Source organism: Streptomyces sp. LMG1-1-1.1 (assembly GCF_040815545.1).
Lineage (GTDB): Bacteria > Actinomycetota > Actinomycetes > Streptomycetales > Streptomycetaceae > Streptomyces.
Genome location: NZ_JBFPNH010000034.1, coordinates 78104 through 101757, shown reverse-complemented (window position 1 = coordinate 101757; position 23654 = coordinate 78104). Strand labels below are relative to the sequence as shown.

Genomic DNA, 23654 nt, shown 5'->3' with positions numbered 1-23654 from the left:
CAGGCATCTCCCGCCACTGACCACTGGACCTAAACCGCCAGATCACACCCTCGAACTGCTCCCGCAACCGCTCCGGATACGGACCGTACCTACCGATCGGCAGATACGGCTCGATGAACTTCCACTGAGCATTGGTGAGTTGCCTACGCGTCACGACCACAGTCCTACCGGGATCCACCCCGCGGAGAGGCCAGAACCCAGGAACTGATCACGACATCACACAGGCCCTAGCACTCACACCGCCCGTGCAGGGCGGCCGAGGATGAGGCCATGAGCAACCAGCCCGTCTCCCTTACCCAGGCTCTGGCCTCCTTCGACGCGCTGTGGAGTCCGCGCATCGTCACCCGTGTCAACGATTACGACGTCCGGGTCGCCAAGGTCGAGGGCGAACACATCTGGCACGCCCACGACGACACCGACGAGTTCTTCCTGGTGCTCGACGGGGAGCTGCACATCTCCTTGCGCGAGCCCGAGGGTGAGCGCACGGTCCTACTGCCGCAGGGGGCGGTCTTCACCGTTCCCGCAGGTACGGAGCACAAGCCGTCCGCGCCGTCCGGTGCCTCGATCCTGCATGTTCGAGCCGACCGGGACGCCGACCGTGGGCGACCGCCACGATGAGATCCCCGCCCACGTGGACGCGACGACTGGACACACTCTCAACGCCTGAACGACAGGACGATGCCGGAATCGCCAGCGGGTGATCTTACCGCTACCGAGACATGAAGGCCGGGCCTCCTGGCCAGCTCGGGATTGTCGATTTCTCTCCGGGCTGGTCAGGAGGCCCTTGTGCCTCAGTGCCTCAGTCTTGTGCTTTCGTAGTGGTGGAGTCCGGCGCGGTTGCACGGTCGTGTGATTGCCTCGCTCACAGGTCCAGCAGTGCGGGCCATCGTCCGAACCGCGCGCCCCCGAATCCGTCAGACGAGAGCGAGGAGGAGTGGGCGGTCGGGCGCAAGGCTATGCCGGATCCGTACGGCACCTGGTCGCGGGCGGCATCACGTGGCGGGCAATGCCGGGCGACTTTCCGGTCTCGACTTCTCGGCCTGATCCTGGCGGAAGAACCCGCCGTACGCGACGACCGGCGGTTCCGTCAGGGCCTGCGGCTCTCCAAACTCCCTCACCACAAGATCCTGGAAGCGCACGACTTCACCTGCCAGCCAGAACTCGAGCCCGATCGCGGTGGCTCTCTCGGTCGCCGCCTGTAACTCGTCCAGCGGCGCGGCAGAGCCGCCCGGTTCCGCCAGTAGTTTGCGACATGCGGGTCCACCAGCCAGCCGACCTGTCGCTCAGAGACTGCCTCAAACGCCTGGGCCAGGGACGTCCCTTCGTCGACAACGAGCGTGAGGTCGTCGATGTCATGGGTGGCGTGGTCGGCCTCACAGCAGCAGGCCACGTTCACCGCCGCGTTCACGGCGATCTGCCCCTGATCCGTCCAGAACACCTGCAGCCAGAACTCAAGCTGGTCACCCCGTCCGCATGCACGACGGCATCGACCATGACGACCACCACCCCACCGGACTGCGGGCCAGGGAACGCAGCATGCCCTGGTGCCCATTCCCACTGCGTCGCGTCCTGTTCGACGCGAGCCGCATCGACAGCCCCCGCCACGACACGCATGGCCTCCAAGTCGGCGAATGCCAACTGCGGGAAAAGTGCCTGTTGCCGAGAAGGCGCTGCCGGGGGTTCGCGGACGGCGCCTGTCGGTCGCGTGGCCTGGAGTGGTGCAGGGCGTGCTGTGGCGCGAGAGGGGACAGGCGACGCCCCGAAGGTTCATGCCCTGACGCCCGCTGGCGCCCGTCCTGCTCGTGTCCACCGCCAGGGTGGGGCAGGGGCGCCGTCCCGTTCATCCGGGCGCCATTGGCTCAACAAATGGCGCTCGGTCCGGCGTGGTTGACGCGCGTCGACCGGGCCGTCAGTCTCGGGGGGACTCTCACCCCTGGGTCACCTCGGATTCGTGAGGCCATGGAGGATCGATGTCCCGACGTCCCCTGCGCTCCCTGCCACTTCGCTTGCTCCTTTCACTTGTCATGATCATGGCTGCCTCTGTGGGTGGGGTGGTCGCCACCGCCGGTGCCGCCCAGGCCGACGCCTGCTACACCTGGTCGCGCACCCTCTCCCAGGGCGCCTCCGGCGCCGACGTCACGGCGCTGCAGATTCGAGTGGCCGGGTATCCCGGCTACGGCGGGGTGCTCGCGATCGACGGCGCCTACGGCCCCGGGACGGCGGCCGCCGTCAAGCGCTTCCAGGCCGCTTACGGGTTGGCCGCCGACGGTGTCGCAGGTCCCGCGACCTTCAGCAAGATCTACGCGCTCCAGGACGACGACTGCACCCCCGTCCACTTCTCCTACGCCGAACTCAACACCTGCAACACAACCTGGGCCGGCGGCGCCGTGAGCGCGGCCACCGCCAAGTCCAACGCCCTGCGCACCATGTGGAAGCTGGAGGCCCTGCGGCACGCCCTCGGCGACCAGAGCATCCGCGTCACCAGCGGCTTCCGCAGCCAGGCCTGCAACGACGCCGTCGGCGGCGCCGCCTCGAGCCGCCATCTTTACGGCGACGCGGCCGACCTGGGCTCCGGCCCCCACTCACTGTGCCTGCTGGCCCAGCAGGCCCGTAACCACGGCTTCAACGGGATCCTCGGCCCGGGCTACCCCGGACACAGCGACCACGCCCACGTCGACCACCGGGACGCGCGCTTCTGGTCGGCGTCCAGCTGCGGCATCTGACGACGCGACGGCGTCCTCGTACTCGGGCAACGGACGGCACGACGTCGGGTCGCAGGACGCCGTCGACCGCTGACACCCTGCCTGCCCGCATGGCCCACGCGGAAGTACTCCTCATCGGCGGGCGGGCAGGGGTTGGCAAGACGACCGTGGGATGGGAGGGCTCGGCGCTACTCCGTGCCTCGGCCGTCTCTCGCGCCAACGTCGACGGCGGCTTCGGGGGGCAGGTGCAACCCGGCTCCGGCGTACGCCCCCGACCGCTCAGGGGGACCACAGGGTCAATGTGGCGGCCGTGTGGGCGAACTTCTCCCGTCGGCGCTACCAGCGTCTGATCTACACGAACACGGCGCGTGGGTTAGCCAAGGCCACCGCCATGTTCGAACGGGCCATGGGAGCCGGTGTGCGGATCGTACGCGTGCTGCTCACCGCATCCGACTCCACCACCCGTGAGCGGCTGATGGGCCGGGCGCTCGGCTCGGGACTGGAGGAGGAGTGGGCCCACAATGTCCGCACCACGCGACTCCTGGACCGGCGCGCGGTGGCGGGGACCGTGCAGCGGGAGCTGCTCGATGAGACCGATGCCCTGGAGCAGATACAGCAAGCCAGCGACGAGGAGCTGGCGCGGGCGCGAAGAGCGCTGATCGGCCTGCGGTCGTTCTACGCGATCTACATGCTGCACGGCTTGTTCGTGCCGGACACCCCCGGGCTGGCCGCGATGCGGGCACGGGTCGACGCACGCGGACTGGGCCCGGTCCTGGACGAGGTCATGTCGCAGCCCTGAGCCCCGCCGTTTCACCGAAGGGCTGGCGGCGTGCCTCGGCGGCACGCTGAACGAGCTGTACAAAGCCCTCGACGAGTTGCACGACGCCCTCATGGAGCAGCTCGCGGCCGACCCGTACCTCAACAGCGGCCGCGGCATCTCGCTGCCGGCTAGCGAGCCATGGGCAGGTTGGAGGCGGGGATCGGGCCGGTGAGCGCCCCCGGCGATGACGCGTCCGACGCTGTAGATGTCGCCGGTGGGATGGGGGCGTTCTTACGCGGCTGAGCAACTTTCGGGTGCGGCAAATGGCCTTCAGGGCTGATGTCGAGTCGGTGCGGGACTTCCGAGGTGCCTCGTGTCTTGCAGGTTTGCCCACGAGGGGGGGTGCGACAGTGGGAGCCGACGGCCGGTCGGCTGGGTCGCGCCGGATCTTGTCTATGCCCGGACTCGAACAGGAGCTCTTGATTGCGCTTCTACGCCCAGACACCCGCACGCCGAAACCTTCAGGTGCTTGTGGACCTGATCGCCGTCGCCCTGATCGCCGCCGCAGTGTGGGCGGCCTTCGCCGTCCGCGAGGCGATCCTGCTGCTGGCCGAACCGGGGCGCAAGGTGGAGAGTGCCGGCGACAGCCTTGCTGAAGAACTCGGCAACGCGGGAGACGCTGCATCGGACGTGCCGCTCATCGGTGACATCCTGAAGAAGCCGCTCCAGGCCGCGGCCAGCGCCGGCTCCGGCTTCGCCGACGCGGGGGTGTCGCTCCAGGAGACCGTCAGCCAGGTCGCGAACGTGGTCACGACGGCCCTCATCCTCATCCCGGTGCTGTTCGTCCTGCTGGTGTGGCTCCCGCCGCGTCTGCTCTGGATCCGGCGCAGCAGCACCCTGCGCCGCCTCGCGGAAGCCCCCGGAGGCGCGGACCTGCTCGCCCTGCGCGCCCTCACCGGTCCTCCGGGCGCACTCGCCGGGCTCCCGGCGCCGCCAGGCGGATGGGCCGAAGCCTGGCGTCAGGGGGACCGGCAAGCCATCGCCGACCTCAGCATGGTCGCCCTCAACCGCATCGGCCTTCGGCCCTGACGCGAGGCTTCCGCCTTCTAGCGGCATCCGGCCACTGCGCGTCCGGGCACGTCAGCCAGTCGGTGCTCGCTCGGGCGGCTACGCTCGGTATCTGGTGGGACCGTGCGCTGCGCACCGGCGGAAGGGCTTTGCCATGGAGTCGAGCGAGAACGTGTTGTCGGACATGGTTACCGATTCACACACGGTAGCGGGCGGGGAACTCGCCGGGCTCGTGTTCCAGGCAGGCCGGCGCATGGGCTTGGACGGTACCTGCATGTACGTGACCGACCTGCAGCAGACCCGCCTGGTGGCGTTGCCACAGCCCGTGGCGACCGAGGCAGAGATGCTGGACATCGACGGCTCGCTGGCGGGCCTGGCCTACCGCACGGAGCGGACACAGCGTTCACGGGACGGCGGCACCGTCTGGGTGCCGATGATCGACGGGATCGAACGCCTCGGTGTACTGAAGGCCACCGCACCGGATCTCGACGAGGACCTGATCAGGTGGTGCGAGGCGCTGACGGGTGTGGCCGCACTGCTCCTGGTGTCGAAGTCGTCACACAACGACCTTCTGATCGAAGCGGAGCGGCGCCGGAAGATGACCGTGCAAGGCGAGTTGGTGTGGGCGTTCCTGCCCCCACGCACGATCGGCACCACACGTGTGACGTCGTCCGCAGTGCTCGAGCCCGCGTACGACATCGGCGGCGACGCCTTCGACCACAGCATCACCCAGGACGCGTTGCACCTGACACTGCTGGACTCCATGGGGCACGACCTCGCATCCGGCGGAGCAAGCGCCGCCGGCCTCGCCGCCTGCCGAGCCACCCGCCGCTCAGGCGGCACCCTCGGTGACATCATCCCGGCGATCGACACCATCCTGAACGAATGGTTCACCGACCGCCTCATGACCGCGGTCATCGCCAATCTCAACGTCTTCGACGGCACGTTCACCTGGGTCAACTGCGCCCACCCGCCGCCGCTACTGATCCGCGACGGCCAGGTCCTGCCGCGCATGCTCGAACGGGAACCCGACCTCCCCCTCGGATGGGCCTTCCACACCACCTCCCCGCCGACAGTGCACCGGACACGCCTACAGCCCGGCGACCGGGTCCTGCTTTACAGCGACGGCGTCACCGAGGCCCGCTCCACCCAGGGGGACCTCTTCGGCGAGGAACGACTCGCCGACACCGTGATCCGCGCCATGGCCGCGGGCGATCCGGCCCCGGAAGCCCTGCGCCGCCTGCTGCACGAAATCCTGAACCATCAGGACCACCGCCTCAGGGACGACGCCACCATTGTGTTGGCTGAGTGGCATCCGGCCCCGACAGACCACGCTGTGTGAGACAAGGACCTCTCCCCAGTCCGGTCCTCCTGCCTCGAGAGCGACTGCCCGGACACGTGCACCGGCAGACTGCTGCGACCAGCGTCAGCGGACGAGACTTCGCCCCATCCGCACGCGGCGGTCCGCCACCGGACATCGGGGCGCCCCTGCGCCCGCGACGCACAGGAGCCGTCCTTGCGCTGGCGCACCGGATCGGGGTCTGGTCGGGGCAATGGACAGGCCGGCCGGGAGGCCGGTGGCGGACTGGTCGTGGCGGACACGGCGGTGAGGGTGACGTCGCCCTGACCTCAGCCGAAGAGCGTGGCGGCCAGCTGCCAGCCGGAATGGCTTCCTCGACCTCCGCTGCTGTGGAACTGCCCGGCGATACCGTCGGCAACCGGCCCGGCGCAGAACAGCTCCACGTGACTGAATCCGCATGCGGCGGAATCGGCGACGGGCCGGTGGCCGGCGATGTCTGCCATGAGCGACGTCAGCGCGCCGACGTCTCGATCGAACACGAAGCAGCCCCGGAAGCAGGCTCCCCGGAGCTGCTTCGTACGGGAGGCAGTCAGCCAGACGGGGGCCGGCGTGGCGGTGGCACCGCCCGTAGGAGCTCCCATAGGGGTCGTGATCCGCTCGCCCAGTCGCCCAGCATGGTGCGGTCGACCAGGTGCAGGCGCTGGGAGCGGGCGAATTCGAGGGCGGGCTTGGAGAATCTGCCGTTGGTGACGAGCACGACGACGTCGCCCTTGTGGACGGGACGGCCGGTGCCGTTGAGGACCTGGAGATCCGGGCTGCCCACTGCGGCGCCAGACAGGCCGGCCCGTCGGTGTTTGCACTGGATCACCCAGCGCCGTCCGTACGGGTCGGTGGCTTTGACGTCCGCACCGTTGTCCCCAGCGCCACCGACCTGCACCGCGTCCGTGCACCCGTCGCGCCGCATCAGGTCCCGTACCGCGTGCTCGAACTGCCGGTGATGCAGGGCGTCCAGGTGCGTCAGGGCATACCGCAGCCCCTGGGAGCGCACCCGCTCCCACTGTGCGGCTCGCCGCCGGCCGGCTACCCAGGCCGCTGCCGCCGTGCCCACGAGCAGCACCAGGACGACCGGAACCCACGGATACGCGCGTACGAAGTCCACCACCGCCGCGATGACAGCCCCCGCGATGACCAAGCCGCCGACGATGAGGAAGAGCTGTTCGGTGCCGTCAGGCCTCCGCGACCGCCGCCGGGCCGGGCGCCTGGCCGGGCGCCGGCTCACCGTCCGTCTCCGTTGCGGTCCCACTTGATCAGGTATGACACTGTCGGTACCGGACGCGAAGCGGTGTCCTTCCACTCCGGCCGGCGAATCGGATAGGACACGGCCGGGGCCGGGCGGGGTGTCGGCTTCTCCCAGCCCGGCCACTTGATCGGATACGTCACGGCTGATGAGGACCGCTGCGCCGGTAACCGTCCCGCGCCCGTGCCGCTGCCCGTCGACGTACCGGAGCCGCCGAAGATGAACACGGCCGCCACGATCCCGATGGCCAGCGCAGTCTGCCGACTCGTCCCTGCCGGCGCCCTCCAGTGTCCCCGGACCCCTGTTCCGTCCCGCTTGGTGTACCCCTTGACGAACGGCAAAGCCGAAGCCCCTCCCCTGGTCGATTCCCCCGGGTCGATCGCGCGCTTCTCGCGCAACCGATCAATGTAGAGCTCACCACTGACAGTGGGTTGCCAATCAGCCACCCGTTGCGATCTTGGGCAGTGGGTAGGTCCCGAGCGGCGGACGCTGCCGACTGGCCCGGTCGTACTAAGCGGCCCAGGGCTGGCCTGGCCTCGGCAAACAGACCTATCGGTCCGAAACGAGGGGTCTGCCTTCGGTCCCGCGGAAACCCGCGCTGAAGGAGCGCCCGTGCCCGCCCGGCTGATCCGCCCGATCCTGGGTATGCGCCTGAGCGCACCGAAGATCAGCGAGATGTTCCGCCCGGAAGGAAGAACCGCGTGGCCGAGATCCCGACGCAGCACAAGACCCGCACGGTAGGCGTGGAGGAGGAGCTGTTGCTCGTCAGCGCCCGGACCGGCGAACCGCTTGCTCTGTCGTCCGCCGTACTTGCCGCGGCGGCCGGTGAGGAGGCGGGGGACGTCTTCGAGAAGGAGCTGCATCAGGAGCAGCTGGAGTTCGCCACGCGCCCTGTCAGCGACATGGGCGCGCTGCGTGAGGAGATCGTCCGGTGGCGAGGGGAGGCCGGGCGCCATGCGGAAGGTGTCGGTGCCCAGGTGGCCGCGCTGGCGACCTCGCCGCTCGCCGTACAGCCCTCCCGGAACCTGGGGCGGCGGTACCGCTGGATGGCCGACCAGTTCGCCCTGACGGCGCAGGAGCAGCTGACCGGCGGCTGTCACGTGCATGTGTCCATCGAGTCGGACGAGGAGGGCGTCGGCGTCCTCGACCGGATCCGTGCGTGGCTGCCGCTCCTCACCGCGATCAGCGCGAATTCGCCGTTCTGGCAGGGGCAGGACACGGGATACGCCAGCTACCGCAGCCGGGTCTGGTACCGACTCCCGTCTGCAGGCCCCTACGAGCCGTTCGGCAGTGCGGCCGGCTACCACGCCCGCGTGCGCGACATGCTGGGCTCCGGGGTCCTGCGCGACCAGGGCATGATCTACTTCGACGCCCGCCTCTCCCACAACTTCCCCACTGTCGAGATCCGCGTCGCCGACGTCTGTCTCGAGCCCGACACGACGGTACTCATGGCCACGCTCGCCCGGGCCCTGGTCGAGACCGAGGCGCGCGCCTGGCGGTCGGGCCGGCCCGTGCCTCGTATTCCGATCGAACTGCTCCGGCTCGCGGCCTGGCAGGCCGCCCGCTCAGGTTCGGAGGGCCCGTTGCTCGACCCTCATACGCTGCGACCGATCCCGCCTGAGGCGGCTTTCGACGCCTTCATCGCGCACACCGAAGACGCCCTGCGGGAAACCGGCGACCTCGACCGGGCGCGCACCGCCCTCAAGGACCTCCTGGTGCGCGGTGGAGGGGCCCGGCGCCAGCGCGAGCTGCACGAAAGCGGGATGGAACTCGGCGACGTCGTCCGCGCCTGCGCCCGGATCACGACGGAAGACAGCACCCGGCTGGAGTAGCTCCGGAAGTTGACTGCCGCCCACCCCGCTGCGAGCGCCCCGACGCCCTCGCCCCTCGCCCCGTTGAAGAGATCACGGCACGCGACACCTCTCCGACGCGCGCGAAGGGCGGGTCGGGAGTGGGCGCATGTGTCCTGTTCGTCAGCTGTCTCTGTGGTCAAGGGGGGTCGGCCCCTGACCGAGACGTATGTCGATGACGTCCAGGTCGGCATGGCTATCAGTCATTGCATGAGCTGTACGGAGAGGTTTGCTGTGACGGCGATGGCGAACCGCGATGCGCTACGCCGACTCGGCCCGTCCGCTGCTTCTGGCCTCGCCCGGTGAGATCCTCGGCGGCACTGTCAGACAAGCCGAATAGGGTTCAGTGTCGTCCATATCCAGTAGGAGAGACCGTGGCTCTCGACGCCGTTGAGGCGATCCGCCAGCTTCAAGACCGCAGTTCCGCCAAGCGCCGCTCAGCCGCGAAGCGACTTCGAAAACTGGGCGACTCATATGCCGGCCCTGCCCTGCTCGAAGCCCTGAAGAAGGAGGTAGGAGATCCGCGGACCTGGGAGACCCAATACCAAATGACCGTGGCGCTCGGCACATGCGGCTCCCTGTCTGACCTTCCCTACCTGCGACATCTTGTCCTTCAGCGTGAAACTCTCCATGCGGTTCACACTGCCGGCGGCGACGCCATCATCCGGCTGAGCTACATGGAGTACTCACACGCTGAGGCGGTTCGCTGGTGTCTGAGTACCGGTACCGAGACTCTTGTGGGCGGAGCGTTGCAGGCCATTGCCATGCTCCGGCTTGCCCTGGATGAGGAAACCGTGACCGACGTCCTCGACTTCATCGAAGCCAGGCCTCCACAGGAAAGGATCTACTTCTGGCCCACTATCGCCGCGGCCGGCTGGACAGGGCAGAGAGCGCACGACTTCCCCACCTCATGCCTCTCCAGCCGCCGATCCGATGTCGCTGAAGCCGCCACGAACTCCCTTGCGGGGAACTACGGCACTTACCGGCCCTTGTAGGCCGACCCGCACCCTAGGCAGTGTCTTCAAAAGGTTCCGATGGGGGATCATGTCGGCATGGTGCGTCGTCATGAGCTGACGGATGGGGAGTGGGAAGCGCTGTCCGGGCTGTTGCCGCGGGCGTCTTCGGGGCGGCCGAGGTTGGACGACCGGCGGGTGCTGAATGGGATCGTGTGGAAGCTGCGGACGGGGTCGGCGTGGCGTGATGTGCCGGATCGGTACGGGTCCTGGAGGACTCTGTACACGCGTTTTCGCAGGTGGGCTCTGGACGGGACGTTCACACGGATGCTGGCCGCGGTCCAGGCGGAGAAGGACGCCGCCGGCGACATCGACTGGCTGGTGTCGGTCGACTCGACGGTCGCGCGGGCCCACCAGCATGCCGCCGGCGCCCGAAAAAGGGGGCGGAGTCGGGGGACGAAGTATGTGATCACGCCCTCGGACGATCCCGAGGCGGACTGACCACGAAAATCCACCTTGCCTGCGACGGTCGCGGCCGGCCGCTCGGCTTCGTCCTCACCGGCGGCAACGCCGCCGACTGCACCCGCTTCGAGGACGTCATGGACACCATCCGGGTCCGCCGTGCCGGGCCCGGACGGCCCCGAACCCGCCCGGACCACGTCTTGGGCGACAAGGGGTACAGCTCCCGCAAGATACGCGCCTACCTGCGCAAACGCGGGATCGGCCACACCATCCCCGAACGCCGCGACCAGCGGGCCAACCGAACCCGCAGAGGCCGCGACGGAGGCAGACCATGCGCCTTCGACAAACAGCTCTACAAGAAGCGCAACGTCGTCGAACGCTGCTTCAACCGCCTCAAGCAGTACCGCGCGATCGCCACTCGCTACGACAAAACCCGAGAGTCCTACCAGGCGGCCGTCACCATCGCATCCCTGTTCCTCTGGCTCAACCCTCTTTGAAGACACCGCCTAAGCCCGTTCACATGTGAGGTTGTCGAACGCCCCAGGTCTTGCGTGAACCCTAGCAAGATCATTCTTGCCCGGACTTCCTGTACTCCACCACTACTCACATGCGCTTCAGAGGGCACCCCTTCGCGTAGGCGCTGAGTCGTCGCCGCTGCCGTTCTCCGCCCGTGGTCCGGTCCGCAAGCGTCGAAGTCGCCGACGTAAAGCAGCACCGCCGGGAACGGGTCGCGGGCTGTGCGCTCGCGGACGACCTGCACGTAGCTCTGGCTGCCGAAACCCCGGACGGCGAGCACGGAAGCGCCCTTGCCGTCCAGCCAGCTGGTCAACTGCGCCCGCAAGGTGCCCTTCTCGCAGACCACGTACGGAAGGACAGACGCCGAGAAGTCCGCGCAGTGTGCGGGATCAGGCCCTCCGCAACGAGCCGGCAGTAGCACTGCCGGAGGGAACACCCGCCGGTCTCGTCGTGGCTGGTGACGATGGCGGCAGCGCGTTCCACCATGCGCGGCCACTGGAGTCTGAGCACACCCCGGTACATGTGCCCATCGCTCAGCAGCGGGTGCCTCCCAAACTCGCGCTCTGGCACAACTTCTCCCGGATAAGGATTCGTCCGCAGAGAACAGTGCCTTTACGCTTGGTCAGACCGGGAGTGCGCGCATTCCCGCAGGTTGCGGTGCCGTGGCAGAGCGGTCCATTGCGATCGCCGTGGGAGAGGTCCCTCCCACGGCGACTGACGGGGACGGGGCGGACCTGCTCCTATCTGTCTCGCGGGTTCAAATCCCGTCGGCACCGCAGCCGACCCAGACGTAGTACGACGCACAGACCTGCCGCCTAGCGCCAGGCCCACAGAAGTTGTGCCAGAGCCCGAAATCGTGAACGTCGGCCTGGCCGCCATCGGGGCGCCTCCCGAGCCGGATGAGAGCCACGCATGCTACCTGGCGCTCCGACGCTCGTGTGCCCTCGCCTCTACGGCATCCGCCTGCGCACTCTCGCGCCGTTGTTCTGCTTCCTGGCGCGATGCGTTCTGAGCTCGCAGCGGACCCCAGTACGCGGCCGCTCCGGCGAACGCGGCGACGCCCAACGCGCCAAGCGGACCATAGCCGCGTCCTGCATGCCCTCCGGCTCCCTGGCAGCGGTCAGCCGCCAACTGCGGCCGCCGTGTCCAGCCCCTCAGCCATACGCTCCGTCGGCTCTACCTCACGGCCTACCGCACAACGCCTGCCTTTGCATGGCACCGGATCAGCCGGGGCCTGCAGAGCGATCCCGGCGAGTTTGGCCGGATCGACGACGATGTGGATGCCGGTGATCCTGCCTGCGTTGACGGTGAAGACGATGATGGAGAGTGGGATTCCGTCGGGGCCCCAGGTCATGTGGCCGGGGACGCCGTTGACCAGCACGGGGCGTTGGCGGGCGACCGTGCCCGAGAACATGCCGGCGCCGGCGGCGACCTTGGTGGCGCCGAGAGTCACAACCACGCCGCCGGGGGTGTCGACGGTCAGCTTCACGTTGGGGTCCAGGACGCGCAGGAGCGCTTCGAAGTCACCTCTGAGGGCGGCGGCGCCGAAGGCCTCGACGGCCTCCCGGTGCTCGCGACCAGTGCCCGTCGGCCGGTCCGTGGCCTGGACCTTGCGGCGGGCACGGCTGGCGGCCATCTTGGTGGCAGCGGTGGACTTGCCCAGGATTCGTCCGACTTCCTGCAGGGGGACGGCGAACATGTCATGCAGGACGAACGCCAGGCGTTCGCTCGGGGTGAGGGAGTCGAGCACGATGAGGAGGGCGAGGCCGACCGAGTCGGCCAGCGCCACCTGCTCGTCCGGCGCGAGGGCGTCGTCGGGTGTCACCACGAGGTTCGCGAACTCTTGTTCGTAGGCGGTTTCGGGGCGGGCCCGGCGAGATCTCAAGACGTCCAGGCTGATTCGGCCGACGACGGTGGTCAGCCAGCCCGCCAGGTTGCCGATCGCCGTCTCGTCCTGACGGCTGAGGCGCATCCAGGCCTCCTGGACCACGTCCTCCGCGTCGGCGTGCGAGCCCAGCACGCGGTACGCGACGGCGTGCAGCCGGTGGCGCTGGGCCTCGAACGCCTCGGCCACGAGGCCGGACGGGTGAGCGGTCACGGCTTGCGCTGCTCGCGGAGAGAGATCCGATTGCCGTCCGGATCCACCGCCTCGACGCGGACCCCGAACGGATAGTCCACGGGCTCTGACTCCTCGAAAGTGACATTACGCCGGCGCATGCTCTCGAAATCCCTTCGCAAGTCCTCGGATTCGAGGATCAGTGGACCGGGGACGCCCTCGCCGCCCGGCTGCCCCGCGGCCGGCGCATGCGACCAGAGGATGATCTGCACCGGACTTCCGGGCACGCCGACGGTGAGGAAGCGCCCGTCTGGGCCTGGGACGTCGATCCGCTTCTCCAGGCCCAGTCCCCCGGTGTAGAACTCCAGCGCGCGGTCCTGATCGGACACGTAGACGGTCACGTACATGATGTTGGTCAGCATCCCGGCCCTCGATTCACTCGTTGGTGCGACGACCGTTCGAACTCGGCCGCCACACCTATGACGAGGGCCGACGCGCGAAGGTAACAGGACCGGTCCGTCCGAGCGGATCCCGGGCGGGTGCGGTGCGCTTGGCGACGCGTACGCCACACATGCCGTGGGCGGTCACCGGGCGCTCCCTGCAAGTGCTCTGAGCTGGGGTCCACTCCGCCGCCGAGCCGCAGGGGCCGCGAGCAGGGGCCCCCGTACATCCGCTCCAGGAAGGGGAAAGCCTCTCTGTCTGGACGATGCGGCTGCCACGGACCTTCGTCTCATCAGGCTCAACACCCTGCACAGCCGTCAACTCCTGTGCGGTGGTGCGCTCGCTGCGCAGAGCGAAGTAGACGTACTGATAGACAGGCAGCGCTGAAATCGCACCCGTGTGCCTCCCTTGCACCGCGGCTCCCCTGTACCGCGCTCCCCTGTACCGCGCTCCCCCGAACCGCACTGCGCAGACCGCCACGTGAAACCCCTTGCGCAATGGTCAAGAATCGTTGACCATTGCTCACATGCCTACGGATGATCTTCCCGAGACGTTTCACGTCACCACCGACGAGCAACTGCGCGCCGTCTCCAATCTCACGCGTCACCGGATCATGGCCGTGCTCCGCTTCGAGCCGGCGACGATCACTCAGATCGCCGAGCGGGTGGGCCTTGCGAAGGGGAGTTCCAGCTATCACGTGCGGCTGTTGGAGCGGGCGGGCCTGGTGAAGGTGGTGCGGACGAGGAAGGTGAGGGGGGTCACCGAGCGGTATTACGCGATGGCGGCGCGGTCGATCGTGTTGCCCGATCCGGGCGAGGGAGGGCCGGATCTGCTGATGCGGCATGCGGTGGCGGATCTGGAGGCGTCGCCGGCGAATGGCGAGCGGCACGTGCGGATGGCGCATCTGAGGCTTACCGAGGAGCAGTTCGCGCAGCTGGGAGCACGGCTGGAGGCTCTGGCGGACGAGTACCGGGCGCTGTCCGATCCGTCGCTGCCTGACGCGTCACTCGTCTTCGCGCTGTTCCGGCCGGCGTCGCGCGAGCAGGCCGAGGGAGAGACCAAGTGACTGAAGACGTTCGGAAGTTGCCGGCGGGGTTCGGACGGCTGTGGACCGCGCAGACGGTCTCGTCGCTCGGTGACGGCGTCATGCACGCCGCGCTGCCGTTGCTCGCGTTGACGTTGACGCGGGATCCGATGGCGCTCGCCGTCGTCACAGCGGCCGGTACGTTGCCGTGGCTGCTGTTCGGGGTGCTCGGCGGCGCGCTGGTGGACCGCTGGGATCGCCGGCGCACGATGGCGGTAGCGGACACGGCGCGTGCCGTGCTGCTCGCGATACCCGCGGTGGCGGCCGTGCTCGACGTCCTGAGCATTCCGCTGCTCGCGGCCGTCGCGTTCCTTCTCGCCCTTGGCGGCCTCTTCTTCGATACGGCCGCCACGGCCTATCTGCCGGACCTGCTCCGCCGGGACCCCGCGCTGTTGGAGCGCGCCAACTCCCGCTTGCGCGGAGCCCAGACCGCCATGTCCGGCTTCGCGGGGCCGCCCGCGGGCAGTGCCCTGCTCGCGCTCGGGCGGGCGGTTCCGCTGCTCGCCGACGCGGTGTCGTTCGCAGTCTCCGCAGCGCTCGTACGTACGCTGCCCGCCATGCCGCGGCCCGTCCCGGAGGTCCGCGAGTCGCTGCTCCGGCAGGCCCGGGCAGGTGCCAGGTACGTCTTCCGGAACCGGTTGCTGCTCGGGCTCGCGCTCCGACCGGCGGTCGGGAACATCGCCTTCCTCGCCGTGGAGACCGTCCTCGCCCTCTTCGCGCACGACCGCCTGGGCATCGACACGTACGGCTTCGGTTTGCTCCTCACGGCAGAGGCCACCGGCGGCCTGCTCGGCGCGGGCATCGCCTCCTCCCTTGGCCGCCGCCTCGGCACCGGCACCGCACTGACCTGCACAGCCGCCGCCGAAGGACTCGCCATCCTGGGCCTGGCCGCCGCCCCCAACCCGTACTTCGCCGGCCTAGCGCTCGCCGTCTGCGGAGCCGGCATGGGCGCCACGATGGTGCTCGCTCCTTCCCTCCGGCAAGCGATCGTCCCCGCCCACCTCATGGGGCGGGTCGCCTCCACCTCCCGCATGCTCGCCATGTGCGCCGCTCCCGTCGGAGCCTTCCTCGGCGGCTGGCTGGCCACCACCTACGACATCCGCACCCCGCTCTACGCCGCCGCCGTCCTCCTCCTGGCGATGACGGCCATCACGGCATCCATGACCAGCAACCGCCGGATCGAAGCCGCGCTACGCGCCGCCGCCCCGGCCGGTAGTCCGGACCACCCGGCATCCAAGAATCCCGTCCACGAGAGCGCGCCCGACCCGTCATGACGCCTGCCGCGGAGGCCTGAGGCAGGTCGGGTGCCCAGCCTCTGCGGGGACACGGCAAGCGGACACGTCGGCCGGTGTGCTGGTCGTCAGCCCTGACGCGTCCGCGGAACATCGGATTCATCCCCGCGGTAACGGCGGCATGACGTCGTGAAGGTACGGGACGGGACGTAGTGGACTACACGTACACCTGCCACCAGCGGTCCGCTTCGGCGCGAGCCACTTCGGCGTCGTACTGATGCGCGTCGAAGTGGAGCTCCGGCACCGGGTAGGGGTTGGGGACGAGCGGGGACGACCCCGGCAGCCCGCAGGGGTTGGTCCACGGACTTTCTTCAGAGGCCGCCCCGGTACGGAACAGGGATTAACCCCCGGCAGCCGGTCGGGCAACGTGAGGGGGGTACCCCCACGTACATCGGGGCGCTACCGGGATGTTCGGTGGATCTTGGACCGAGGAGGGTGGACGGACACGCCGGATTCCTAGGGAAGGCCTTTCCATGTTCAGCTCGCAGTCCGTCGGCCGCCGCGGGGCGCGCGCCGCCGCCGTCGGCGCTCTCGCCGTCGCCCTGTGCACCACTCTGATGGCCAACAGCGCAGAAGCCATCGTCAACGGAACGGACGCCACCGAGCGCTACCCGTTCATGGCTGTGATCCCGGAGTCCGCCCCGACGCAAGGGGTGTACGACGGGAACTGCGGGGCCTCTCTGATCGATCCGCAATGGGTGCTGACTGCTGCTCACTGCGTGCAGGGCGAGGGGCTGGAGTTGGAAGGGATCGTCCGGATCGGCAGCCAGGCGCGGAAGTCCGGGGGTGCCGTACGGGCGATCGAACGCACCGTCGTACATCCCGGCTATGCGAACGGTGAGGGGAAGGCGCCCAACCGGAACGACATCGCGCTCGTACGTCTGGATCGCCCGGTCGCCGAGCAGCCCGTCCGCATCGCGAAGCGGGTCGGCCAGTCCGGCACCCCGACCCGGATCCTGGGGTTCGGAACCACCATCGACACAGGACTGCAGTTCGCGGAGCGGTTGCAGGAGCTCAAGACGCGCACGGGCAGCGCCTCCGAGTGCGATCCCGGGTACGCGGACAGGACCCGGCTGTGCACCATCAGCCGCGTGCCCCAGGCGATGGCGTGCTTCGGGGACTCCGGCGGACCGCAACTCCAAACGGACCGGTGGGGACGGTGGGAACTCATCGGCACCACCTCTGGCCCCGGCGCCGCCGGAGTCCCGTGCTCGGCCGGTCCGGGCCTCTACACCAGCGTTCCCGCCTACGCCGACTGGATACGCAGGACCATCAAGCGCCAAGCGTGAGTACCTCCTTCGTCAGCCGTGCCACCAGAACCGGTCGGCGCAAAGGGCCGGACCACCTCACTGCGGTGTCTGGGTCGCGCGACCCAGGCCGTCGTCTGACGTCTTCCGCAAGTGCACCACCATCGACATCGTCGCCTGAAAGGAGGCGGTGAACAGGACCGATGCCGGACCGATCTACGATTCGCTCGATCCCGACCGCAGCGGTCTCGATGCCTACGTCCTGTCAACGGCCATTGAGATGCCCAGGTGGGCGGCCGTCGGGTGTCCGGGCTGGTGGCCATCAGAAAACCACGCCGATGGCCAGCGGTGTGCCTGAGGGTGGGGGTCAGGCCAAGGGGCCCATTCCCTTGCCGGCGAGGGCCTCGGCGAGGCGGTGGGAGCCGCCGGTGGTGGTCACCAGGTGAGCGTGGTGCATGAGGCGATCGGTGCTGGCCCCGGCGAGAGGCTTGTGCGTGATCGTGTCGAACCCTGAGGGGTGGATGTTCTGGTCACCGCGATCGAGCGGCGTTCGTAGGCGGCGTCGAGTCCTCGGCCCGCCAGGACGCGAGGGTCTTGCCGGGGGGAAGTTCGCCGAGTGGAGCCGGAGGCGCCGGGTGGCCGCGTCGCGGCCGGTGACCTCCTCGGAGATCAGCAACCGCCGGACCTCAGCGGGGTCCCGCCGCTCGGCCCGGGCGGTCGCCAGCACGTCGGGTGCTGGCCAGGCGCATGTAGGGCAGGCGCATCCGGAGCATCGGCTTGTCGAGCTCCTCGGGCAGGGCCGGGGCCTGGGGAAACGTCACGGTCGGTAATTCCTTCGTGGGTCGCGGTGGGCGCCGATAGGCTCGGCAGGTGATCAATATGGCTGTGCGTGGAGACAGCAGGAACGTCGTGGCCAGCGCCAAGGCCGGAGTGGAGTGGACAGCCGGCTTCGCGGATCTGGACCCGGCGGAGTTCCCGATGCTCTGGGCCCTGACGCCGTATGGGGATGCGGTCTTCAACCAACGGCAGGTGCCGCTGCTGCTGGCGGAACTCGACCGGCTTCCTGCGGACTTGGGCGGTGACTGGGTCGGGCAGGCCCGCGAGCTGTGCCAGGTCGTGGAACGCGGGCTGCACCTGTATCTGTGGTTCATCGGCGACTGACTGCGGTCAGTCGGCCCTCGACTCCCCGGCCGCCGTCTGCTGTCGGCCCAGGGCCTGCCAGGCGATGGTGCCGTTCTGGACGGAGTGGGCCTCGTCCGCGCGGACGACCTGGCCGACGTGTCTGCTGGCCTCGATGTGCTCCAGGATGGAGACCAGGTCGTCCTCGACTCTCCAACAGGTCACCGGACTTGGTGCGGGCGCCGTGATCGATAGCTCGTCGCCGAGGACCCGGCGCCAGACCCGGGCACCGGTGTAGCCGGGCGGGGTCGAGTAGCGCACCGAGTTGAAGCTGACGGTGCGGTCCGAGACGACCACCCGCTCCTCGCCCAGCGCGACCGCCAGCGGCTCCAGTGGGAGGACGTGCAACGTGGTGCGCTCGATGTCGAGTCCGTCGGCCGGGATCTGCCCGCTCGCCCGGTGCCAGCGCGTGTTCACAGCGTCGCACCAGATCAGGCAGGCGTCGTGCGAACTTGGCGAAGGTGTCGTAGGCGGGCAGCAGGTTCGCTGTCGTGGGGCGCCACGATGCTGCAGACGATCGCAAGGATGGCGCAGAGAGAGGCGACGTAGACGGGCCAGGACTCGTTGTTGAGCGCCACGAAGACGAGATCGCTCGTCAGCCCGAGAGCGGACACGACACCGGCCACCGTGACCAGGGCGCCGGCAAGGACCTTGGCTACGTCGTCCAGCCGCTTCCCCACCCCGGCCTGAATCGAGTCGAATGCTGGAGCAGCCTCGTACCCACCACCTGTCTGCTTCACCTCCGTCATGCTGCCGGGCGCAGGTCGGCTTACCCGAGCATCCACGCCAGCAGGTGCCCCAAACGGAGCCGCCCAGGGGAAGCGCTACTCACCAGGGCCGAAAACGCCCACTGCCCTCTCCGCCAGCATGGTCGGCTCTGGCGACGCTTGACCGCGCCGGCTCCGGCGGCGCGGCACAGCCGAGGTCTCCGTCCGCGGTACTACGGTCACGAGGGTGACGGTTACTGGGGCCGACCAGGAGTGGTCAGAATCCATGCCGGCGGCGTACGAGCGGTACCTCGTGCCTGCGGTCTTCCGGCCTTTCGCCGAGGATCTGACCGTGAAGGCGGCGGCACTCAGGCCTCGGAGAATTCTTGAACTGGCTGCGGGTACAGGCGTGTTGACATCGACTCTGCTCGCGGCGACGCCGTCGTCCGAAGTGACGGCCACCGATCTCAACGAGGCCATGGTCGCCTTCGGATCGGCCCAAGCCCCGGGCGCGACGTGGCGGCAGGCCGACGCGCAACGGCTGCCGTTTGCGGACGGACGCTTCGACTTGGTGGTCTGCCAGTTCGGCGTGATGTTCTTTCCCGACCGGGTCGCCGCCTTCACCGAGGTCCGGCGAGTTCTGGTCGCGGGCGGCCGGTTCTTGTTCAACACCTGGGGCCCGCTCGGGACGCATGCCTTCGAAGCCGCGCTGCAGGCAGGGCTGGAGCGGGCTTTCCCGGTCGACCCACCGCGGTTCTTCCCGACGGTTCCGCATGGCTACGCCGACCCCGCTTCCGTGGCCACTGATCTGACGGCCGCGGGTTTCACCGTCGAGGAGGAGCAGGAGCTGACGCTTCAAGGACGCGCCCCGTCGACCGCCGATCTTGCGATCGGGTACCTCACCGGGACACCGGTGCGCGGGGCCGTCGAGGAACGCGGGGACGGACCGACTGTCCGGGCGACCGTCACCGCGGAGATGACCGCGCGTCTGGGCCCGGGGCCGGTCACCGCCCCGATGACGGCGTACGTCTTCCGCGCCGTGGCCTGACGTCGCAACGCCCGTCCCGCGTCGAGGTGGACGCGAGTTGACGTCGACGGGGCGCGTCGCACAGCGCGGTGCAGCGAGGGGCCAGAGGCCCTCTCGCGTATCTGAGCCGCTTCGCGGGTGTCGAGAATGGGCCTCCAGTCCGTCTTTCGGTATACCGGTGACCTCGTAGGCCCGCGCAAGACAAAGGGAGAACCGTCATGACGCTTCAGCGGATGGACAACGTCGGCATCGTCGTCGAAGACCTGGACGCCGCCGTCGCATTCTTCACCGAACTGGGCATGGAGGTGGAAGCCAAGGCGCCGATCGAGGGCCTGTTCGCGGATCAGACCGTCGGACTCGACGGAGTCCGTAGCGACATCGCGATGATGCGGACTCCGGACGGTCACGGCAAGCTGGAACTCGCTCAGTACCACTCCCCCGCGGCCATCCGGGTCGGATCGCAGAACCCGCCGCCGAACACGCTGGGCCTGCACCGGGTGATGTTCGCCGTCGACGACATCGAGGACACCATCGCCCGCCTGCGCCCCCATGGCGCCGAACTCATCGGGCAGGTCGCGCGGTACGAGGACGTCTACCTCCTGTGCTACCTCCGCGGGCCCTCAGGCATCGTCGTCGCCCTGGCCGAACAGATCGGCTGATGGCCCTTCGCCGGCCCGACCGGCGAGCAACCTGACGGCTCGGCCCGGACTGCAACCGGTTCACCGGGTGCGCCACGTTCGCCCGCCGGGCTTCTCTCCCCTCCGGACGGTACTGATCGCGTGCGTGATCCAGGCCCATCTAGGTCCATCTACGTCCTAATTTGGGCATAGGGTCGCCGTATCGCGATTGACCACACGAGGGGACGAGAGCAATGACTCGCACGGCACCCGAGGGCTACACCAGCGTTGCACCGTGGGTGGTCACCGATGACACCGGCGCACTGCTCGACTTCATCACCGCCGTGTTCGACGGCGAGGAACTTGCTCGGGTGCCGGTCGAGGACGGCACCATTGGCCACGGCGAGATCCGCGTCGGCGACACGGTTGTGCTGGCCTTCGACCGACGGCCCGACTGGCCGGTGATGCCCGCGCTGCTGCGGGTCTACGTCCCTGACGCGGACGCCGCCATGGCAGCCGCGGTCGTGCACGGGGCGCAGGTGATCACTGAGGCCGCTGACAGCGCGTGGGGGGATCGTGGCGGCCGGGTGCGGGATCCGTTCGGCAACATCTGGTGGGTGATGAGCCGGGTCGAGGACGTCGCGCCGGACCAGGCTTGGCAGAGGATGTCGGAGCCGAAGTACGCCGAAGCGATGCGCATGGCCCAAGAGACTCTGGATGCCGCGCTGAGTGGCCGGAAGTCGGGGGTGGCAAGTGATCCACAGCGCCCGACCCGCTGACATAGGGCTCCGACTTGAGGACAGACGGCGGGAGTTGAGGTCGACTGCGGTGCGTAGCTGCTACGAAGCTCTCGGCAGACAGGTTCTCCAGAGTGGTGAAGGCCTTCGGGGAATCCGTGGGCCTCTCACGGGAAGTACAGGGCGGCCTTCTGCAGTACGTGGCTGGTGAACATGCCGCCCCAGACGACCCCACCCCGGTACATCGTGGTCCGCGCACCCGCCTGGCTTGTCTCGACCGTGAGAGGACGGCTGATCAAAGTCGTGCCGAGGATCCGGGCGTCCTGAGCGGCCCACTGGACCGCCTCGGGCCGGACGCGTGCGCTCACCAGTGCGGGGAGCACCATGGCCGCGTTGCGGGCGCCGGGTATGCCGCCGCGCAGGCTTTTGGCGTAGCGCATGGCCCACGCGGTGAACTCGCTGATGGTGGTCACGTCGACCTCGGGGACGGCGGCCGCGAAGACGAACAGTTCGGCCTTCGTCCCGAACCAGCGGACCTTTCGGTCCGCACGGCAGCCGGTCACGACCGGGTGGTCCTCCCAGCTCGGCAAGGTCACCGTGCAGCCGTCGGCCGTCAGCCGCTGGTGGATCGCCGTGAGGTACGTGGCTGCCGCGTCAGCGGTCGGTCCTGTCGTGTGGGAGCTCATGCGTAGATCCTCCAACGCCCTTGGCCAGTAAGGGAAGAGGAGCGGAGCAGAGCGAACCAGAGCGTGTACCAAGCCCAGGCGTGGCACCGGAGGTGCGCGTCACCGTGGGGGTGAGCGTCGCGTTGATGATCAACCCCACGGTGTTCGCGATCTGGGCGGCATCCCGCTGAATCCCGTGGGCCTCCGGCGAAGGAGACAAGATCGCGACATCAGCTCTGAAGGGCCGGCCGTCGGAGGGGAGGTGGTGGGAGCCGGCAGCCCAAGCGCGGGGCTGCTACCCCGCAGCCACCACCGGGCCGGCTGTGACCTGAGGGGCGTTGGGGAGCAGCGGAGCGAGGTTGTCCCTGACGAAGTCGGCCGCCTGTTTGATCGATTCCTCGGCCCCGGCCTGGTCTTCGAAGACGCTGGTGGAGAGCATCACGCCACCCCCGGCGTCCACCCAGTAGTAGGCCACGAAGCCGGGGACTCTGCGCAGGAGGGGTACGAATCCTTCGTCCACTCGGCGTCCCGCCTCGGCAGCATCGGTCACTCCTTCGTAACGCCGGATTACCGCGTACATCGCTGATCTCCTCATGTATCCCGGGGGCACATTGCGCGAAAGGACATACCCCCGCCAGGCGTCTCTCGCTCGGGAGACGTCCAGAGGTGACCTGGATAGACGCATCGGTATCGATGCTGAGGCATCAGATGAGGCTGAGGTATCGGCAAGCCGATACCTCGGCATCTTCCGTCAGAGCGCGCGCGGCGGGGCGGCTACTGGGTGATGCCCCACCAGTCGGAGGACTGGGAAGTGGGGACGGTGGTCCACTTCTGCGGGGTGGTGGCCTCGCCGACGCAGCCGCCCGCGCTGTGACCGGTCCAGGTCAGGTCGCCCTTCCACCACCAGCCGCCTATGTAGTTGTCCGTGTTGGGGGTGTTGAAGCAGGCGGTGGCCCACTGGCCGTCCTGGTTGTACCCGGCGACGAAGATGGAATAGGTGTCGCCCTGGTGGTCGTAGAACCTCAGCTGCTGGCCGTTGGACCCGGCGAACGCGGCTCCGGAGGCGAGGACGGTGAGGGCGGCTCCGGTGGCGGCGACCGCACCGAATTTGGCGATCTTCGTCGTGATGCTCATGGGAAAGGTTCCTTCTGGCTGTAGTAGGTGAAGAAGGGGATAGTCGCTGCCGGTGGTCCAGTCACTGGGGACTGGGAGTGCACCCCCGCCTATTGCCGCTCAGGTCTTACGCAGGTTCACCGGGGTGCTCAAAAGTCGTAGATGGTGTACCAGTCCGAGGACTGGGACAAGGGGATGGTGAAGGTTTCCGGGCTGGGCTCGATGGCGGTTCCGTTGCAGCCGGACTGCGGATACCAGGTGATAGAGAGGTCGTCCTTCCACCAGTAGCCGCCGATGTAGTTGTCCGTCTTGGGGGTGTTGAAGCACCCGGCGACCGTGTGGCCTTCCTGGTTGGTGCCGTACAGGAACACCGAGTAGACGTCGCCGCGCTGGTCGTAGAAGCGGATCTGCTGGCCGTTGGTTCCGGCGAAGGCGGGGGCGGAGGCGAGGACGAGAGCGCCGGCGCCCAGGGCGAGAGCAGCGCCTGACGTGGCGAGGTTGCGGATCATGGTCAGTCCCCTACCTGGTAGTAGTCGCCGGCTCAGTCGGTGGGAACGGTGAAGCCGGATCTTTGACATGTC

General features: G+C 68.6%; 27 protein-coding genes, 1 tRNA gene and 1 pseudogene. 17 read left to right on the top strand and 12 right to left on the bottom strand.

Going from position 1 to position 23654, the window contains the following annotated elements; all coding sequences use genetic code 11:
* A partial coding sequence (locus tag MRBLMG1_RS20895) for a transposase (protein WP_367825613.1) occupies nucleotides 1–154 on the bottom strand: 154 nt, incomplete at its 3' end.
* 116 nt (nucleotides 155–270) lie between these two features.
* Between MRBLMG1_RS20895 and MRBLMG1_RS20890 the strand changes: the two are divergent.
* The 6 genes and pseudogenes from MRBLMG1_RS20890 to MRBLMG1_RS20865 all read left to right on the top strand — a co-directional run bounded on the left by MRBLMG1_RS20890 (nucleotide 271) and on the right by MRBLMG1_RS20865 (nucleotide 5872).
* Nucleotides 271–667, top strand: a pseudogene (locus MRBLMG1_RS20890) (cupin domain-containing protein).
* Between the two features lie 52 nt (nucleotides 668–719).
* A complete protein-coding gene (locus MRBLMG1_RS20885) occupies nucleotides 720–1202 on the top strand; it encodes an ATP-binding protein (protein ID WP_414721619.1) in 483 nt (160 codons plus the stop codon).
* A gap of 828 nt (nucleotides 1203–2030) precedes the next feature.
* On the top strand, nucleotides 2031–2723 hold the full coding sequence (locus tag MRBLMG1_RS20880) for a D-Ala-D-Ala carboxypeptidase family metallohydrolase (RefSeq protein WP_367825608.1): 693 nt from the start codon (nucleotides 2031–2033) through the stop codon (nucleotides 2721–2723).
* Nucleotides 2724–3003: 280 nt separating this feature from the next.
* Complete coding sequence (locus MRBLMG1_RS20875; RefSeq protein WP_367825607.1) at nucleotides 3004–3501, top strand: hypothetical protein; 498 nt, start codon at nucleotides 3004–3006, stop codon at nucleotides 3499–3501.
* A 492-nt stretch (nucleotides 3502–3993) separates the two neighbouring features.
* Complete coding sequence (locus MRBLMG1_RS20870; RefSeq protein WP_367825606.1) at nucleotides 3994–4551, top strand: hypothetical protein; 558 nt, start codon at nucleotides 3994–3996, stop codon at nucleotides 4549–4551.
* A gap of 133 nt (nucleotides 4552–4684) precedes the next feature.
* Nucleotides 4685–5872 carry a PP2C family protein-serine/threonine phosphatase gene (locus MRBLMG1_RS20865; RefSeq protein WP_367825605.1) on the top strand — a complete coding sequence of 396 codons (1188 nt, stop codon included), beginning with the start codon at nucleotides 4685–4687 and terminating at the stop codon, nucleotides 5870–5872.
* 287 nt (nucleotides 5873–6159) lie between these two features.
* Here the strand turns inward: MRBLMG1_RS20865 and MRBLMG1_RS20860 are convergent, their stop codons facing one another.
* Both MRBLMG1_RS20860 and MRBLMG1_RS20855 read right to left on the bottom strand, forming a co-directional pair.
* Nucleotides 6160–6369, bottom strand: a complete 210-nt coding sequence (locus MRBLMG1_RS20860) for a hypothetical protein (RefSeq protein ID WP_367825604.1) — start codon at nucleotides 6367–6369, stop codon at nucleotides 6160–6162.
* 50 nt (nucleotides 6370–6419) lie between these two features.
* Nucleotides 6420–7109 carry a restriction endonuclease gene (locus MRBLMG1_RS20855; RefSeq protein ID WP_367825603.1) on the bottom strand — a complete coding sequence of 230 codons (690 nt, stop codon included), beginning with the start codon at nucleotides 7107–7109 and terminating at the stop codon, nucleotides 6420–6422.
* A 719-nt stretch (nucleotides 7110–7828) separates the two neighbouring features.
* Here MRBLMG1_RS20855 and MRBLMG1_RS20850 point away from each other — a divergent pair.
* From MRBLMG1_RS20850 to MRBLMG1_RS20835, 4 genes are all read left to right on the top strand, one after another.
* Nucleotides 7829–8959, top strand: coding sequence for a glutamate--cysteine ligase (locus tag MRBLMG1_RS20850; RefSeq protein WP_367825602.1), 1131 nt, complete (start codon nucleotides 7829–7831; stop codon nucleotides 8957–8959).
* Nucleotides 8960–9351: 392 nt separating this feature from the next.
* A complete protein-coding gene (locus MRBLMG1_RS20845; RefSeq protein ID WP_367825601.1) occupies nucleotides 9352–9972 on the top strand; it encodes a HEAT repeat domain-containing protein in 621 nt (206 codons plus the stop codon).
* Between the two features lie 57 nt (nucleotides 9973–10029).
* Nucleotides 10030–10889, top strand: a protein-coding gene (locus MRBLMG1_RS20840; RefSeq protein ID WP_414721618.1) for an IS5 family transposase whose coding sequence is annotated in 2 segments (ribosomal slippage) — nucleotides 10030–10396 and nucleotides 10396–10889 — 861 coding nt in all. Because the reading frame shifts where the segments join, the coding sequence is not laid out codon by codon here.
* 675 nt (nucleotides 10890–11564) lie between these two features.
* Nucleotides 11565–11684: transfer RNA gene (locus tag MRBLMG1_RS20835), tRNA-Gly, on the top strand.
* A 344-nt stretch (nucleotides 11685–12028) separates the two neighbouring features.
* On the opposite strand, the gene MRBLMG1_RS20830 is transcribed toward MRBLMG1_RS20835, so the two are convergent.
* Together MRBLMG1_RS20830 and MRBLMG1_RS20825 are read right to left on the bottom strand one after the other, a co-directional pair.
* On the bottom strand, nucleotides 12029–13006 hold the full coding sequence (locus tag MRBLMG1_RS20830) for a sigma-70 family RNA polymerase sigma factor (RefSeq protein WP_367825599.1): 978 nt from the start codon (nucleotides 13004–13006) through the stop codon (nucleotides 12029–12031).
* Nucleotides 13003–13386 (bottom strand): VOC family protein, encoded by a 384-nt coding sequence (locus tag MRBLMG1_RS20825; protein WP_367825598.1) that lies wholly within the window; start codon nucleotides 13384–13386, stop codon nucleotides 13003–13005. Before MRBLMG1_RS20825 ends, MRBLMG1_RS20830 begins: the two co-directional genes overlap by 4 nt.
* 545 nt (nucleotides 13387–13931) lie before the next feature.
* Between MRBLMG1_RS20825 and MRBLMG1_RS20820 the strand changes: the two genes are divergently transcribed.
* The 3 genes from MRBLMG1_RS20820 (at nucleotide 13932) to MRBLMG1_RS20810 (ending at nucleotide 17070) form a co-directional block, all read left to right on the top strand.
* Nucleotides 13932–14471, top strand: coding sequence for an ArsR/SmtB family transcription factor (locus MRBLMG1_RS20820; RefSeq protein ID WP_367825597.1), 540 nt, complete (start codon nucleotides 13932–13934; stop codon nucleotides 14469–14471).
* Nucleotides 14468–15763, top strand: a complete 1296-nt coding sequence (locus tag MRBLMG1_RS20815) for an MFS transporter (protein WP_367825596.1) — start codon at nucleotides 14468–14470, stop codon at nucleotides 15761–15763. The genes MRBLMG1_RS20820 and MRBLMG1_RS20815 overlap by 4 nt, the downstream gene beginning before the upstream one ends.
* 491 nt (nucleotides 15764–16254) lie before the next feature.
* The gene (locus MRBLMG1_RS20810; RefSeq protein ID WP_367825595.1) at nucleotides 16255–17070 is read left to right on the top strand and encodes a S1 family peptidase; all 816 of its coding nucleotides are present in this window, start codon (nucleotides 16255–16257) and stop codon (nucleotides 17068–17070) included.
* Between the two features lie 644 nt (nucleotides 17071–17714).
* On the opposite strand, the gene MRBLMG1_RS20805 is transcribed toward MRBLMG1_RS20810, so the two are convergent.
* On the bottom strand, nucleotides 17715–17849 hold the full coding sequence (locus tag MRBLMG1_RS20805) for a hypothetical protein (RefSeq protein ID WP_367825594.1): 135 nt from the start codon (nucleotides 17847–17849) through the stop codon (nucleotides 17715–17717).
* A 58-nt stretch (nucleotides 17850–17907) separates the two neighbouring features.
* Here MRBLMG1_RS20805 and MRBLMG1_RS20800 point away from each other — a divergent pair, with 58 nt between their 5' ends.
* Nucleotides 17908–18189 carry a hypothetical protein gene (locus MRBLMG1_RS20800; protein WP_367825593.1) on the top strand — a complete coding sequence of 94 codons (282 nt, stop codon included), beginning with the start codon at nucleotides 17908–17910 and terminating at the stop codon, nucleotides 18187–18189.
* Between the two features lie 6 nt (nucleotides 18190–18195).
* On the opposite strand, the gene MRBLMG1_RS20795 is transcribed toward MRBLMG1_RS20800, so the two are convergent.
* Nucleotides 18196–18624, bottom strand: coding sequence for a Mu transposase domain-containing protein (locus MRBLMG1_RS20795; protein ID WP_367825592.1), 429 nt, complete (start codon nucleotides 18622–18624; stop codon nucleotides 18196–18198).
* A 14-nt stretch (nucleotides 18625–18638) separates the two neighbouring features.
* Nucleotides 18639–18947 (bottom strand): hypothetical protein, encoded by a 309-nt coding sequence (locus MRBLMG1_RS20790; protein WP_367825591.1) that lies wholly within the window; start codon nucleotides 18945–18947, stop codon nucleotides 18639–18641.
* Nucleotides 18948–19200: 253 nt separating this feature from the next.
* On the opposite strand from MRBLMG1_RS20790, the gene MRBLMG1_RS20785 reads away from it, so the two are divergent.
* The 3 genes from MRBLMG1_RS20785 to MRBLMG1_RS20775 all read left to right on the top strand — a co-directional run bounded on the left by MRBLMG1_RS20785 (nucleotide 19201) and on the right by MRBLMG1_RS20775 (nucleotide 21337).
* The gene (locus MRBLMG1_RS20785; protein WP_367825590.1) at nucleotides 19201–19962 is read left to right on the top strand and encodes a class I SAM-dependent methyltransferase; all 762 of its coding nucleotides are present in this window, start codon (nucleotides 19201–19203) and stop codon (nucleotides 19960–19962) included.
* Between the two features lie 197 nt (nucleotides 19963–20159).
* Entirely contained in the window at nucleotides 20160–20600 is a 441-nt protein-coding gene (locus MRBLMG1_RS20780; protein WP_367825589.1) for a VOC family protein, read from the top strand.
* 212 nt (nucleotides 20601–20812) lie between these two features.
* Complete coding sequence (locus MRBLMG1_RS20775; RefSeq protein ID WP_367825588.1) at nucleotides 20813–21337, top strand: VOC family protein; 525 nt, start codon at nucleotides 20813–20815, stop codon at nucleotides 21335–21337.
* Nucleotides 21338–21462: 125 nt separating this feature from the next.
* Here MRBLMG1_RS20775 and MRBLMG1_RS20770 read toward each other — a convergent pair whose 3' ends face one another.
* From MRBLMG1_RS20770 to MRBLMG1_RS20755, 4 genes are all read right to left on the bottom strand, one after another.
* Entirely contained in the window at nucleotides 21463–21981 is a 519-nt protein-coding gene (locus MRBLMG1_RS20770; RefSeq protein WP_367825587.1) for a hypothetical protein, read from the bottom strand.
* A gap of 274 nt (nucleotides 21982–22255) precedes the next feature.
* Nucleotides 22256–22540, bottom strand: a complete 285-nt coding sequence (locus MRBLMG1_RS20765) for a hypothetical protein (RefSeq protein ID WP_367825586.1) — start codon at nucleotides 22538–22540, stop codon at nucleotides 22256–22258.
* Between the two features lie 194 nt (nucleotides 22541–22734).
* Nucleotides 22735–23094: a hypothetical protein gene (locus MRBLMG1_RS20760; protein WP_367825585.1), complete on the bottom strand. Its 360-nt coding sequence runs from the start codon at nucleotides 23092–23094 to the stop codon at nucleotides 22735–22737.
* A gap of 128 nt (nucleotides 23095–23222) precedes the next feature.
* On the bottom strand, nucleotides 23223–23582 hold the full coding sequence (locus MRBLMG1_RS20755) for a hypothetical protein (protein ID WP_367825584.1): 360 nt from the start codon (nucleotides 23580–23582) through the stop codon (nucleotides 23223–23225).
* Between the last annotated feature and the right edge of the window lie 72 nt (nucleotides 23583–23654).

What these genes read in the sequence shown, in the direction of transcription:
- MRBLMG1_RS20885 (WP_414721619.1), top strand. Translation starts at nt 720, where the DNA reads ATGAAGGCCGGGCCTCCTGGCCAGCTCGGGATTGTCGATTTCTCTCCG.
- MRBLMG1_RS20880 (WP_367825608.1), top strand. Translation starts at nt 2,031, where the DNA reads ATGGCTGCCTCTGTGGGTGGGGTGGTCGCCACCGCCGGTGCCGCCCAG.
- MRBLMG1_RS20865 (WP_367825605.1), top strand. Translation starts at nt 4,685, where the DNA reads ATGGAGTCGAGCGAGAACGTGTTGTCGGACATGGTTACCGATTCACAC.
- MRBLMG1_RS20825 (WP_367825598.1), bottom strand. Translation starts at nt 13,386, where the DNA reads ATGCTGACCAACATCATGTACGTGACCGTCTACGTGTCCGATCAGGAC.
- MRBLMG1_RS20820 (WP_367825597.1), top strand. Translation starts at nt 13,932, where the DNA reads ATGCCTACGGATGATCTTCCCGAGACGTTTCACGTCACCACCGACGAG.
- MRBLMG1_RS20810 (WP_367825595.1), top strand. Translation starts at nt 16,255, where the DNA reads ATGTTCAGCTCGCAGTCCGTCGGCCGCCGCGGGGCGCGCGCCGCCGCC.
- MRBLMG1_RS20800 (WP_367825593.1), top strand. Translation starts at nt 17,908, where the DNA reads ATGGCTGTGCGTGGAGACAGCAGGAACGTCGTGGCCAGCGCCAAGGCC.
- MRBLMG1_RS20785 (WP_367825590.1), top strand. Translation starts at nt 19,201, where the DNA reads ATGCCGGCGGCGTACGAGCGGTACCTCGTGCCTGCGGTCTTCCGGCCT.
- MRBLMG1_RS20780 (WP_367825589.1), top strand. Translation starts at nt 20,160, where the DNA reads ATGACGCTTCAGCGGATGGACAACGTCGGCATCGTCGTCGAAGACCTG.
- MRBLMG1_RS20775 (WP_367825588.1), top strand. Translation starts at nt 20,813, where the DNA reads ATGACTCGCACGGCACCCGAGGGCTACACCAGCGTTGCACCGTGGGTG.
- MRBLMG1_RS20770 (WP_367825587.1), bottom strand. Translation starts at nt 21,981, where the DNA reads ATGAGCTCCCACACGACAGGACCGACCGCTGACGCGGCAGCCACGTAC.
- MRBLMG1_RS20765 (WP_367825586.1), bottom strand. Translation starts at nt 22,540, where the DNA reads ATGTACGCGGTAATCCGGCGTTACGAAGGAGTGACCGATGCTGCCGAG.
- MRBLMG1_RS20760 (WP_367825585.1), bottom strand. Translation starts at nt 23,094, where the DNA reads ATGAGCATCACGACGAAGATCGCCAAATTCGGTGCGGTCGCCGCCACC.
- MRBLMG1_RS20755 (WP_367825584.1), bottom strand. Translation starts at nt 23,582, where the DNA reads ATGATCCGCAACCTCGCCACGTCAGGCGCTGCTCTCGCCCTGGGCGCC.